Genomic DNA, 13,487 nt, shown 5'->3' on the forward strand with positions numbered 1-13,487 from the left:
CCTTAATACTGCTCGTTTTCATCCGGAAACGTCCGGGCTTTTACGTCGCTCACATATTGCCCGATGGCATCAGTCATCACCGTATGCAAATCGGCATAACGTCGGAGGAATTTCGGAGAAAAACCCTTATTCATCCCCAACATGTCGTTGACCACCAAGACCTGTCCGTCTACTTGCGAACCCGCCCCGATACCGATGATGGGGATATGTAATTCAGAGGCTACCCGACCGGCCAATGCAGCCGGTATCTTTTCCAATACGATGGCAAAACAGCCGGCTTCTTCCAGTAAATGCGCATCGGCCACCAGTTTCTCCGCCTCGGTCTCATCTTTGGCACGCACGGCGTATGTGCCGAACTTATTGATACTCTGCGGTGTCAGCCCCAAATGCCCCATAACGGGAATACCGGCCGCCAATATAGCCTTCACCGTATCGATAATTTCCGCCCCGCCTTCCAGTTTCAGAGCGTCGCAGCCGCTTTCCTTCATAATACGGATGGCATTGGTCACTCCTTCCGTGGGATTGACCTGATAAGAACCGAAAGGCATGTCGCATACGACCAATGCCCGTTCCACACCGTGCATCACCGAAGTCGCATGGTATATCATCTGATTCAACGTAATCGGAAGCGTGGTCGTATTGCCCGCCATCACGTTCGACGCAGAATCGCCAATCAGAATCACATCCACTCCGGCACCGTCTACAATACGAGCCATCGTATAGTCGTATGAAGTCAGCATGGCTATTTTCTTTCCCTGCTGTTTCATTTCAATCAGACGATGCGTCGTCACTTTACGCGTATCCTCCACTAAATATCCTGCCATAATACTGTTTTTTAATAAAATCGGCCGCAAAATTAATCATTATTATCCGTTCAGGCGAGCATTTCAAGCAGTTTTTCCACATCGAAGTCCCGAAAATCCGGAATCACCCTGTCGCACAAATCCTGAATCTGCTCCGGCGCATTCGTCGTGGAAAGACCGACCACCTTCATTCCTGCCGCCCGCCCGGCCTTCAGTCCGTTGAAAGAATCTTCAAACACGACGCAACGCGTCACCGGAAGACCGAACACTTCGGCTCCCAACAGATAACAGTCCGGTTCCGGTTTGGAACGGGAGAAAAATTCCGCCGTCAGGATACGGTCGAAATATGACTTGAATTCCGGATGCGCCCGGTACACGTTCTGCATCTTATCGTCGTTCGAACTGGTTACGACAGCCGTACGGATACCGGCCCGCCGCAGGTCGCGAAGGAAATCTTCCACTCCGGGCACGTAGTCGTAGGCCATGTTCCGTTCAAAGTCCTCCAACTCGTTGGCTATCTTGCGCTGCACGTCATCGCATCCGGCAAACCATCGGTCGAAAATCTGCACAAGCGTCTGTCCCTTTATCACGTTCTCAAAATGCTCCACTTCGGGATGGTACGTCTTCCCTTTCATACCCCAAAAGAGTGAATACTGAGACTCGGTGTCGAACACCACTCCGTCCAAATCAAACAAAGCCGCCACCTCTTGGCCTTTACTTAATTCCATCATTTTCTTTCGCCGTTTTTATAATTCAACGGACAAAATTACGGATTTTAATTGGAATATCCGGCAAAAGTCATAATTATCACATCCCCTACACACAAGGGATTTTGCAAAAACATCTTTCATCCTTCAGGCAATACAGTAAGTCACTCATAATATAACCGTTATGAACTGAAGGATGTTTCAGGCATCCTTCAGCCACACGTCATTTCATTCGGCGCAGAACGAAAAATCGTTTGGCTGAGATTGAAAAATCATTCGGCTGAGATTGGAAAATCGTTCGGCTGAGAAAAAAATATTTCATACTCCAAACGTTTTTTCAGCCCTCACTGGAGCGGATTGAAACATGGCTGAAAGATGAATGAAACATCCTTCAGGCTGTAACCTTTTCGTTTTGAATAATTTATGATATCCACTGAAAGATGAAGGATGATTTGCGAAACTTACAGGAGAGGAAAGACTCTTAAAATTACAGAAAAACTTACGCCCGAAATTCAAAATCGTCTCCCACAAAGAAACGGATATGCCTTGTTTTTTGTACTTTTGTCTCCGATACCAAGATATACGTCCAAACGATATGGAAGACAAACTGATAGAACTTATCGAAAACAGCATAAAAAAGAACTGGGACCGGAAAGCGTTCACGGATTTCAACGGAGAGAGCTTGCAATACAAGGACGTGGCGCGTAAAATAGCCAAGATGCACCTGCTCTTTGAAGCGGCCGATATCCGGCCCGGAGACAAAATCGCCTTGTGCGGACGCAACAGCGGAAACTGGTGCGTGGCGTTTCTAGCCACCATTACCTACGGCGCCGTCATCGTGCCCATCCTGCACGAGTTCAAGCCGGATAATGTACACCACATCGTCAACCACAGCGAAGCACGCCTGTTGTTCGTGGGCGACCAGGTGTGGGAAAACCTGAACGAGAACCGCATGCCTGCCTTGCAAGGCATCATTTGCGTGAAGGACTTCACGCTCGTAAACAGCCGCTCCGAAAAACTTTCTTTCGTCCGCGAACATCTCAACGCCCTGTTCGGACAGCGTTTTCCCATGATGTTCCTTCGCGAACACGTACATTTCACGCCAGAAAGCTCACCGGAACAGCTCGCCGTCATCAATTATACTTCGGGCACTACGGGATTCTCCAAAGGGGTCATGCTTCCCTACCGCAGTCTCGTGTCCAACGTGTTGTTCTGCAACCGTACCATCGGCATCGCGCCCGGCGACAATATCGTATCCATGCTGCCCATGGGACACGTGTTCGGTTTGGTCTACGACTTCCTCTATGGCGTATGTTTCGGTGCCCACCTGTATTTCCTCACGCGCATGCCTTCGCCCAAGGTCATCATGACCACCGTGGCAGAGTTTCATCCCCGCATCATGTCTTGCGTGCCATTGGTCATCGAAAAGATATTCAAAAAAGAAGTCCTTCCGAAAATCGACAGCAAATTGGGCAAGCTGCTTCTGCACATCCCCATCATCAGCGAAAAGATCAAGGAAAAGGCACGCACGGAAAGCCTGCGCCTTTTCGGGGAGAACATCAAGGAAGTCATCATCGGCGGCGCACCGTTCAACGCCGAGGTGGAAGCGTTCGTGCGTTCCATCAATTTCCCCTATTCCATCGCCTACGGCATGACGGAATGCGGCCCCATCATCTGCCACAGCCCGTGGTACGAAACGGCTTATATGTCGTGCGGAAGGGCGGCCGAAGGCATGGAACTGAAAGTGCTGAGTTCCGACCCGGCACGGATTCCCGGCGAACTGGTATGCCGCGGACGCAACACCATGCTGGGCTACTATAAAAACCAGGAAGCCACGGAACAAATATTCGACGCCGACGGTTGGCTGCACACGGGTGACATGGCCGTCATCAACCCGGAAGGCGATGTGTACATCAAAGGACGCTGCAAGAACATGCTGCTCAGTGCAAGCGGACAAAACATTTATCCGGAAGAAATAGAATCACGGTTGAACAACCTTCCGTACGTCAACGAATCACTGGTCATCATGTGCAATGAGAAACTGGTGGCCCTTGTCTACCCTGATTTGGGCGAAAGCCTGAAAGACGGGTTGGACGACCATGCCCTGTGGCGGCAGATCGACATCTCACGCCAGGAACTGAACAAGGAGCTGCCGCCCTATTCGCAAATCACCAAGGTGGTGCTGCAAAACGAAGAGTTTGAAAAGACCGCCAAGAAGAGCATCAAACGCTATCTTTACCAGAACATGAATCCCTGAACGACATGAAATCCAGTCTGACTGTTTACAAGGCATCGGCAGGCTCGGGCAAGACGTTCACCCTGGCCATACAGTACATCAAGACGCTGATCGAACAGGAAAGCCGCCATGCCTACAGCCACATTCTGGCCGTCACTTTCACCAATAAGGCTACGGCCGAAATGAAAGACCGTATCCTCCAGCAACTTTACGGCATCTGGAAAGGACTCCCGTCTTCTGCCAATTATCTGGAATCCCTCCAAAAAGAACTCCGGGCGGACGGCATCGAGTTGCCGGAGGAAGAGATTCGCAGCCGTGCCGGCTCGGCCCTATGCCATATCCTGCACGACTATAACCGTTTCCGGGTGGAAACCATCGACTCTTTCTTCCAGTCGGTTCTGAAAAACCTGGCACACGAACTGAGCCTCACGGCCAATCTCAAAGTGGACCTCAACGACAAGGAAGTGCTCCATGCGGCTGTAGACCGCATCATGGAACGCCTTCACCTTACCCCCACCGTCCTGAACTGGATTCTGGAATATGTGGACGACCGCATCTCGAACAACGAGCGATGGGACATCGCCCGCGAGGTGAAAAGCTTCGCCGCATGGATTTTCAAAGAGGCTTATTTGGCCCGGGAACACGAAATGCGCGAAGTGCTGCGCGAAAACAAACGCATCGGCGAACTCCGCACCGCGCTCAACTACGAGTTGCACGCCTCTCTGGATGTCGTGCAAAGCGCGGCAGCCAACTTCCGTGCCGAAATGGAAGCGTGGGGACTCGGCTTCGACCAATTCAGCCGGGGCGGCACGATAGACACCTATCTCCGGCGCATCGAAGACGGCAACATCAGAGCCGAATTCGGCAGTACGCTTCAAGGCTACGCAGAAAATGCGGAAAAAATGCTCCGCAAGGCCGACCGCTCCGTGGCGGCCTTGGTTGAAGCCGCCGCCCACTTCAGCGAACTGTTGGCAGAACTGCGCGGCTTCCAGACCAAAGAACTCGTACGCCACACCAGTGCGTCGCTAGCGTTGAAACACCTCAACCCTTTGCGGCTGTTAGGCGTCATCGACGAGGAGGTCACGGCCTTGAACCACGAGAACAACCGTTTCCTGCTAGCCAAGACCCCCATCCTGCTCCATGAACTGATAGAAGGAAACGACGCTCCGTTCATTTTTGAAAAAATGGGCGCGTTTTTCCATCATGTGATGATAGACGAGTTCCAAGACACTTCCACCATGCAGTGGAAGAACTTTAAAATCCTGCTGTTGGAGAGCATGGCCTCCGGCTTCGGCAACCTGATTGTGGGCGACGTGAAACAAAGCATCTACCGTTGGCGGAACGGAGACTGGACCATCCTGAAAAACATAGAGAAAGAAATGGCCGTGCACCGCCCCGACATAAGGAACCTTGCCATCAACTACCGGAGCGAACGCCGCATCATCGCGTTCAACAACGCCCTGTTCACGGCTGCCGCCGAAGAACTGGACCGGCTCACGCCGGACGCTCCCATCCGAATGTCAGAGGCTTACGGCGACGTGGCCCAACAATGCCGTCCAGACAAAGGAAACGACGGATACGTACAAATCCGCTTCTTCGACGAAAAAGACAAAGAAGACGACTGGGAAACCCGGATGCTGGACGAACTTTGCGAACAGGTCCGTACCCTGCACGAAGCCGGACTGCCCTACGGGGAGATGGCCATCCTGCTGCGTTACCGTCGGCATGCCGACCCCATCATCCGTCATTTTGCCGAACGTTTCGGCGACCGGGTCAAACTGGTATCGGACGAGGCTTTCCTCTTGTCCAGTTCATTGAGCGTGAACCTGCTCATCGCTGCCATGCGTTACATGGCGGACACGGAAGACCGCGTGTCATTGGCCTTTTTGGCCCTGCACAGCGGAAAGTCGACAGAAGCCGATGTTGACCTGTTGGCTTCCCGTTCCCTCGAAACGTTCCTGCCCGAAGTTTACGTGAACCGTAGGGAAGCATTGCAGACCCTTCCCCTCTATGAACTTCAGGAGGAGCTTTATAAAATATTCGACCTGGGACGTATCCCCGACGAAGACGCCTACCTGTTCGCTTATTTCGACCAGGTGACCGCCTACCTGCAAGACAACCCTTCCGACCTCCGTTCTTTCCTGACCTATTGGGACGAGACGCTCTCCGGTGCTTCCATTCCGTCCGGTGAAGTGGATGGCATCCGGATTTTCACCGTACACCAGTCCAAGGGATTGCAGTTCCACACGGTATTCGTCCCTTATTGCGACTGGAACATCGAACAAGACACACGGGGCTTCAACCGCCGTAACGACCTGCTGTGGTGCGAAACGCACGAACCGCCCTACGACAGCCTGCCGGTCATCCCCATCACCATCGAAGCCGCCATGCGCGACTCCGTATTCTGTCGGGAGTATGAAGAGGAGCACCTGCAACGCAGGGTAGACGCACTCAACACGCTCTACGTGACCTTCACCCGTGCGGAAAAGAACCTGTTGGCCTGGTGCCGTACGCGCTACACCATGGATGAACGCAGCACGACGGGCGACCTGCTTTACCATGCCTTGCCGCGCGCGTTGGACGGCGTTGAAGAGACGGACGGGGAAAACGGAGAAACATCGCTCTTTACTTACGGCAAACCAGTCACATCCTATTCTTCCGGCCGCAAAACCTCCGACAACCGCATGGAAACCGATTACCGTCCGGTACCGGTCGTCATGCACTCCTACGAAGCCCGTATCGACTTCTGCCAATCCAACCGCGCAGAAGAATTCTTAGACGCTTTTTCGAATACGGACAAGCCCCGGCATTCCCGCAACGACAAAAGGCGCATGGGTATCCTCATGCACAAAATATTCTCTACGATCTATACCCGCGACGACGTGGAAAAGGCACTCCGCACCTTGGAAACCGAAGGCCTGATCGGTACACAACCCGAAATGGATGCACTCAAGCAGCAGGTGGAAAAAGCATTTGCCTTGCCCGAAGTGGCCCGTTGGTTCGACGGCACAATGCAGCTTTACAATGAGTGCCCCATCCTGACGCAGGAATACTATGAAGAAACGGGAAAATACGGCACTTACCGCCCCGACCGGGTCATGTTCGGCAAAGACGAAATCACTGTGGTGGACTTCAAATTCGGTCGTCCGCACGACGAATACCGCGACCAGGTGGGAGGCTATATGAAGCAGCTCCGCCTGATGGAACCGGACCGCCGCGTGAAAGGTTACCTGTGGTACATTCTTAACAACCGGCTTGAAGAAGTTCAAGTCTAATCCGCCTGTTTTTTATGGAAACATTCATTCGACTTATCGCCCAAGACCTCATACACCGTTTCGGCACCAACCTGCGCGACGTTACGGTGGTATTCCCCAACAAACGCGCCGGACTTTTCATGAACCAGCAACTGGCTGCCGTGTCCGGACGGCCAGTATGGGCACCACGTTACCGTACCATCAGCGAACTGTTCGATTCTTTGTCGGACTTCACCCGTTGCGACGACATACTCTCGGTGTGCGAGCTCCACCGTGTCTATGCCGCGCTCGTGCCCGACCCGGAATCGCTCGACCGTTTCTACGGTTGGGGCGAAATCATGTTATCCGACTTCGACGACATCGACAAGCATCTGGCCGATCCTCATAAACTGTTCAGCAACATACAATCCATCAAGGAACTGGACCACAGCGACTTCCTGACACCCCGCCAAGAAGAGGCCCTGAAACATTTTTTCGAGGACTTTTCCATCGAAGGCAACAGCCGACTGAAAGAAAAGTTCCTCGCCCTGTGGAATCGGATGGACGACATCTATGCCACGTTCAACGCACGGCTGAAAGAAAAAGGAATGCTGTACGAAGGGGCGTTGTACAAAGACGTGGCGGAGCATCTTGCCGAACGCACCGACCGCATCCCTGCGGACATGACGTATGTCTTTGTAGGCTTCAACGTGCTCAACGATGTGGAAAAACGGCTGTTCAGTTACTTGCAGAAACGCGGACAAGCCCTTTTTTATTGGGACTATGACGTGATGTACGTCGGCGAGAAAAGCCGTTTCGAGGCCGGGACCTTCATCCGCCAGAACCTGAAAGAGTTCCCCAACGCCTTGGAAGAAACATGCTTCGACAACTTCAAGAACCCGCCGCGCATCGAGTTCATCGCCACGACTTCGGAGAATGCACAGGCACGCTATATTCCCCAATGGCTGGACTCAGCCCTCACGGAACCGGAACAGGACACGGCTATCGTACTTTGCAACGAATCCTTGCTCCAACCGGTGCTCCATTCGCTGCCCGATGCCACATCGCCGCATCCCGTGAAACGCACCAACATCACCATGGGATTCCCCATGACCGACACGCCGGTGTACAGTTTCATCAACGCTTTGCTTTCCTTGCAGACCGATGGTTACGACCGCGACCGCCGCTGTTTCCGGGCGGAACAGGAAAAAATCGTACGCAGCCATCCCTACGCCGCCTTGTTGGAGGAACAGGATATCTTCTGTCCGCATGCGGAAAACCACGCCTTATTGGTCTATATCCGCTCCTTGCTCGAAGGCTTGGCTGCAGCATTCGGACAACAAAAAGACCGGAAAGACGACGTGTACAGCCAGTTGTACCACGAAGCACTCTATCGTGCCCATCAGGTCATTAGCCGCTTCATCCGCCTGACGGAAAACCGTACGCTCGACGTACAGCCCTCCACCCTGCGCCGCTTGCTGCGCACCGTGCTGGGCACGACCACCATTCCCTTTCACGGCGAACCGGCCGTAGGCTTGCAGGTCATGGGCGTATTGGAGACACGCAACCTGAATTTCAGGCATATCCTGATGCTATCCGTCAACGAAGGGATGTTGCCCAAAGCCGTGAACGACACTTCGTTCATCCCCTACCACCTGCGGGAAGTGTTCGGACTGACCACCATACAACATAAAATAGCCGTATACGCGTTCTATTTTTACCGTCTTGTGCAGCGTACAGAACGTATCACATTCATGTACAACATCGCTACCGACGGACTGAACAAAAACGAGATGTCACGCTTCCTGCGCCAACTGTTGGCCGAAACGGATTTTCCCGTAGAACTGAAAATCCTGCAATCCGGCCAGGCCGTACCGGCCGACAACGGCATGGAAGCAGCCAAGACGCCGGAAGTCATGGACATCCTACGCCGTAACTATGGCAGCGGCCAACCCAGTTCGCGCCCCCTCTCCCCTTCGGCACTCAACGCTTACATCGACTGCCCGCTCAAATTTTATTACCAACAGGTGGCACACATACGGCAACCCAAAGACCCGCAAAACGGCTTGGACAACGCACTGTTCGGCACTATTTTCCACGAAGCGGCGGAACTCATCTACCGGAAACTGACCGAACGTAACCCCGTCATCCGTCGTCAGGACATCGAGCGACTGCTGGAGGGTGGGGAAACAACTTTACTTCCTTATATAGAAGCCTCATTCCTGAAAAACTTCTTTGAAGGACGTGAAGACACGGTGTTCTACAACGGGCAACTGCTCGTAGCACGCAAGGTCATGGCCAGTTACCTGCGCCAACTGCTCGCCCACGACAGCCGCATGGAACAATTCGTATTGGAGGAAATGGAACAGGAACACCACCGAAGTGTGGACATCATATCGGACGGCCACCCTCTGTCCATCGACATCGGGGGAAAAATAGACCGAATGGACACGGTCAGGATGCCGGACGAAACCACGGGGCAGGAAGTGGAAACCTTGCGTATCGTGGATTACAAAACGGGCGGCACACCGGAAAAAGCCGTTTCGATGGAACAACTGGTACAACCCGCCGAGCACCGTCCCTCATACATCTTCCAGATATTCCTGTATGCCTGGGTCATGACAGGCGAACAAAAGCGTCCCGTATCCCCGGCCCTGTTCTTCGTACACAAATCCAATGCTGAAGATTATGATCCGACCATCGTGTTCAACCGTGAACGGGTGACGGATTTCAGCCGCTTCAAAGAGGATTTCCAAAAGATGCTACAAGGTGTGTTGGAGGAATTGTTCAATCCGGAAATTCCCTTCCGGCAGACTTCCGTACCTAAAATTTGTGCCTACTGCGACTATAAGCTGCTTTGCGGACGGTAGAAAAGTTAAAAAAATCACGCATCCGGCTTGCAGAAATGAAAATAAACCTCTATCTTTGCACCCGATTTAAGGTCGGTTCCGTAGCTCAGTTGGATTAGAGCAACGCCCTTCTAAGGCGTGGGTCTTGGGTTCGAGTCCCAACGGAATCACAGGAAAATGCAATCATCTTTCAGATGGTTGCATTTTTATTTCAATCTTGCAAAAGCAGTGGCGTAAACAAGCAAACCGTGGAGTTTAAAGGTAAAAAGGTTGACATTCAGAACTCCGGAGTCGGGACCATACATATTACCATGGAATGTACTTCTTTAAAAGCCCGCAACAGCGGAGTAGGTAAACTTATCCTATCCGGAACAGCAGACCAGACTGAAATAAACTCGAGCGGAGTGAACAAAATAGATGCCACAGAATCAAACAAATTCTGATTCCCGGAACCGGGTTTCTTCTATTTCGGCATCAAACCTGAAGATTTAGAAAACGACATTAGGAGCAAAAAGCATGTGATTTCAGTTTCAATAAGACTAAAATCCGCATGATTTTCTTTTATATTTGTTACATAGAATCAAGCTAACGCTTTCATTATGAAAAATCAAAAAGCCACGAGAATCGCTCAAAAATATCCATTCGGGGGAACGCACACAAATACGGGAATCTCGTGCCTTTAGAAATACGCTCAAAAGACATTCGTCAATCGGCAGTCCAAACACGGTCGGCCAACCTGAGATAAGACGTCTCTGACCGATGACCGAAAGACACGGCATAGAGGCGCATGCCCCGTTGCTTCAATTCCTCTACATATTGTACCCACATCGGAGGAAGCGGATCCATCTCAAAATCCGAAAGCCAAAGCAAATCGGCATAACGAAAATCTTCACGCATCAAAGTTTCTACGGATTCTTTCATCGCACAAGTCATATCGGATCCTCCATGAAAGGAGTTGCATAGAAAGGTCTCCAATAAGGCCAAGTCGGAATAGAGGTTATTCAACTCGATGACTTCGGTTTGGTCGGAAAAGAGTATCACGCGACAGGGGCGGCGCAATTTGTCGGCTATCAAGGCTAAACTCAACACTACCGCCTTGGATAATAACTCACGTTCCCCTTCCATCGAAGCGGAGGTATCCACACAAACCACAAAAGGGCCATGTTTGGCCCGTTTCTGTAAGTCGCGTCCGCTGTACGAAGAAGCTTCGGCATATTCTATCTGCCGGGATACGGCATCGAAGACCGCCAGTTTCTTTTCGACATAACGGCGGTAGAAAATCGGTTCCAAAGCGGCATCCGACAAGAAACAATATTCCATCGGCAGCAGGGCGTTCAGATTGTTCCCTTCCGTAATGCCCACAATGTCGGAGTGCGTGGCAGAGCGTAACAAAGTAACCGGTGTCTTTCCGCTCATGGCTTGATACAAACGCTGCTCATCCACTTTCTTACGCCCTAAAACGTGATTCAGTTCCTTAATTAATTGGCTTTTACGGATTACCTGCGAAAGCTGTCTGAGCTTCACGCGAAGTTCCGGAGACTGCGTCAACTGAAGCCAGGCTAATCGAGGGGAAGGCCCTTCACCTTTTCCTCCCACATTCTGCAACATACCGACATTGGCCGACACCATACGGTAATAATCTTCACAGAGCCGTTCTATGTGCCGCTTCTGATACGTACGTTCCCGCCCTTCCAACAGATTCCTCCACTTCTTTATGAAATGTTGGCGGAGAGCCTGCCAGCGGCTATCCGTACGAGGATAACGCACCAACTGTTCCATATAATAGGACGCATCCAATTCGACCGGAACATATAAACGGACAAAAGCGGAACGAGCCTGTTGCAACATGGGCAAAAAGTCGGCATCCGAAGCCGCAACGACCTGATAATAATAGTCCCACTGTTCCCCATAATAGGAATATACGTCTTGTAAACCTGATTTCTTTTTGGCGAAATAGCGCTGTATTTCTTCCTCCATCTCTTCGGGACGGATGACACCGGACGACAAGACCTCTGCATAAACCTCACCGGCTATTTCATGCAAACGCCTCAGAAAAAGAGCGGACAATTGGCGCACGCGCTCATATCCCTCATGATAATTTCCTGCCGGCTGCATGGCTCAATTCCTGACTTTCGATTTCCAGAGAGGTTATGTCAGAACGTACACGACGTAAAGCGTTTTTCAATATATCCCTTTGCCTGTCTTGTAAAAACAAATGTGTCTGTACATATTCTGCTTCTTCCCTTTGCCATTGTTCCAGACGGGCTGACACCTCGCCCAATTCGGCCACGATACGTTCGGCCATCGCTGATGAAAAAGTCATCCGAGAAGAAACTTCTGTCTGGGGCACTGCGTTTTCACCGTCCTCCCCTGCCTCACGAAGCAATTCATATTTCCGTCCATTCACCTGCAAACCGGTCATAGTACGAACCACTTGAAGCAGATCCTTTGGAAAAACATCCGGATGGCGGCTTTTCTCATACTTGCGCAGTATTTGCGCTCCGGTTTTGCGACGGTCTGTAACCAACACAAAAGGTATCGGCTGGTCCGGACTCAACGCTTCGTATTCATTCGTATAAATCAGCACTGTACGTCCGGGATACATGGATTGTATCTGATAGAAAAAAGCCTTGACCACCTTAAAAGCCACATGCATTTCCGAAACACCCATCCCCCCTTCTTTCAATGCAGCCAAACGGTCTGACAACAGGGGAACACCGACATGCTCTTCACAGGCTGCCACAAGAGCGTCGGTCAAGAGGCGCTCCAAAACAATCTCCTGAGCCGGAGTATCCCATACACAGACCTGCAACAGAAGCAAATCTGCCAAATGGACGACGGAACAACCGTTCAAAAAGGCAGAAGTCCGCCACAGATGTACCATCTTCTTCCAACGGCGGTCGGACACATAAAACAGGGACTCTCCTTTTTCTTCTGCCGATACATTGTAAGTCGTCAGAAGCCTGCGAAATATATGAACAAATGAAAATACAAAAACCGGTATCTCCACCGCATCTATCCCTTCGGCCCACACGCGTAACTCATCAGCAGACAAGCGTATGACATCCGGCACTTCCACCTCGGACTGAACCGTAGAAGAAATCATCAAATTAAAGAGTTCTTTATCGGCAATGCCTCCCACCACACAACGGACAAGGAAACGATCCCACAACGCATCCAGATTTTCCCCCTCGGCCGGAAGTTCATTGGAGGCAGCAACCACCAACTTCAGCGGAAGCCTCATTTCTTCTTTGCCGTTCAGATATACTTTTTCATTCAACACCGTAAGCAAAGCATTCTGAATGCTGGGTCCGGCTTTCCATATCTCATCCAAGAAAACCACATCGGCTGTGGGCAAATACCCTTCGGTCATTCTCATATAACGGTCTTCGTCCTTCAGGGCAGAAACAGACACCGGCCCGAATATCTCATCCGGTGTACTGAAACGGGACATCAGATATTCAAAAGAACGACCGTTCCGGAAAGCCGATTTCAGTCTCCGGGCTATCATACTCTTTGCCGTTCCGGGAGGGCCGAGCAGGAAAATACTCTCACCGGCAACTGCCGCCAAAAGGGACAGGGAAAGCACATGTTCTTTCTCAAAAAGCCCCTTCCCTAAAACTTCCAACAACTGGGCGATACGCTTCTTATCCATCATC

Annotated in this window: 8 protein-coding genes and 1 tRNA gene; 5 read left to right on the top strand and 4 right to left on the bottom strand. The window is 51.4% G+C overall.

The annotated features are described in order from the left end of the window. Positions 1–2 precede the first annotated feature (2 nt). Positions 3–824, bottom strand: coding sequence for a 3-methyl-2-oxobutanoate hydroxymethyltransferase (gene panB, locus HMPREF9441_RS12850; protein WP_008621892.1), 822 nt, complete (start codon positions 822–824; stop codon positions 3–5). A gap of 50 nt (positions 825–874) precedes the next feature. After that, positions 875–1,534 carry an HAD family hydrolase gene (locus HMPREF9441_RS12855; RefSeq protein WP_008621894.1) on the bottom strand — a complete coding sequence of 220 codons (660 nt, stop codon included), beginning with the start codon at positions 1,532–1,534 and terminating at the stop codon, positions 875–877. 571 nt (positions 1,535–2,105) lie between these two features. On the opposite strand from HMPREF9441_RS12855, the gene HMPREF9441_RS12860 reads away from it, so the two are divergent. From HMPREF9441_RS12860 to HMPREF9441_RS12880, 5 genes are all read left to right on the top strand, one after another. Then, the gene (locus tag HMPREF9441_RS12860; protein WP_008621899.1) at positions 2,106–3,767 is read left to right on the top strand and encodes an AMP-binding protein; all 1,662 of its coding nucleotides are present in this window, start codon (positions 2,106–2,108) and stop codon (positions 3,765–3,767) included. 5 nt (positions 3,768–3,772) lie between these two features. After that, positions 3,773–7,021, top strand: coding sequence for a UvrD-helicase domain-containing protein (locus HMPREF9441_RS12865; RefSeq protein ID WP_008621906.1), 3,249 nt, complete (start codon positions 3,773–3,775; stop codon positions 7,019–7,021). A 14-nt stretch (positions 7,022–7,035) separates the two neighbouring features. After that, entirely contained in the window at positions 7,036–9,849 is a 2,814-nt protein-coding gene (locus tag HMPREF9441_RS12870) for a PD-(D/E)XK nuclease family protein (protein WP_008621908.1), read from the top strand. A gap of 74 nt (positions 9,850–9,923) precedes the next feature. Then, a tRNA-Arg gene (locus tag HMPREF9441_RS12875) sits at positions 9,924–9,998 on the top strand. A gap of 78 nt (positions 9,999–10,076) precedes the next feature. Then, entirely contained in the window at positions 10,077–10,271 is a 195-nt protein-coding gene (locus tag HMPREF9441_RS12880) for a GIN domain-containing protein (RefSeq protein ID WP_244949770.1), read from the top strand. A gap of 262 nt (positions 10,272–10,533) precedes the next feature. Here HMPREF9441_RS12880 and HMPREF9441_RS12885 read toward each other — a convergent pair whose 3' ends face one another. Next, positions 10,534–11,943 (bottom strand): VWA domain-containing protein, encoded by a 1,410-nt coding sequence (locus HMPREF9441_RS12885; protein ID WP_008621913.1) that lies wholly within the window; start codon positions 11,941–11,943, stop codon positions 10,534–10,536. Then, a complete protein-coding gene (locus tag HMPREF9441_RS12890; RefSeq protein ID WP_008621920.1) occupies positions 11,918–13,486 on the bottom strand; it encodes an AAA family ATPase in 1,569 nt (522 codons plus the stop codon). Before HMPREF9441_RS12890 ends, HMPREF9441_RS12885 begins: the two co-directional genes overlap by 26 nt. Between the last annotated feature and the right edge of the window lies 1 nt (position 13,487).

It is taken from the genome of Paraprevotella clara YIT 11840 (genome assembly GCF_000233955.1).
Lineage (GTDB): Bacteria > Bacteroidota > Bacteroidia > Bacteroidales > Bacteroidaceae > Paraprevotella > Paraprevotella clara.

Bases quoted from the DNA above. Each gene is read 5' to 3' on its own strand.
- panB (WP_008621892.1), bottom strand. From the start codon at position 824: ATGGCAGGATATTTAGTGGAGGATACGCGTAAAGTGACGACGCATCGT.
- HMPREF9441_RS12855 (WP_008621894.1), bottom strand. From the start codon at position 1,534: ATGATGGAATTAAGTAAAGGCCAAGAGGTGGCGGCTTTGTTTGATTTG.
- HMPREF9441_RS12860 (WP_008621899.1), top strand. From the start codon at position 2,106: ATGGAAGACAAACTGATAGAACTTATCGAAAACAGCATAAAAAAGAAC.
- HMPREF9441_RS12865 (WP_008621906.1), top strand. From the start codon at position 3,773: ATGAAATCCAGTCTGACTGTTTACAAGGCATCGGCAGGCTCGGGCAAG.
- HMPREF9441_RS12870 (WP_008621908.1), top strand. From the start codon at position 7,036: ATGGAAACATTCATTCGACTTATCGCCCAAGACCTCATACACCGTTTC.
- HMPREF9441_RS12885 (WP_008621913.1), bottom strand. From the start codon at position 11,943: ATGCAGCCGGCAGGAAATTATCATGAGGGATATGAGCGCGTGCGCCAA.
- HMPREF9441_RS12890 (WP_008621920.1), bottom strand. From the start codon at position 13,486: ATGATGGATAAGAAGCGTATCGCCCAGTTGTTGGAAGTTTTAGGGAAG.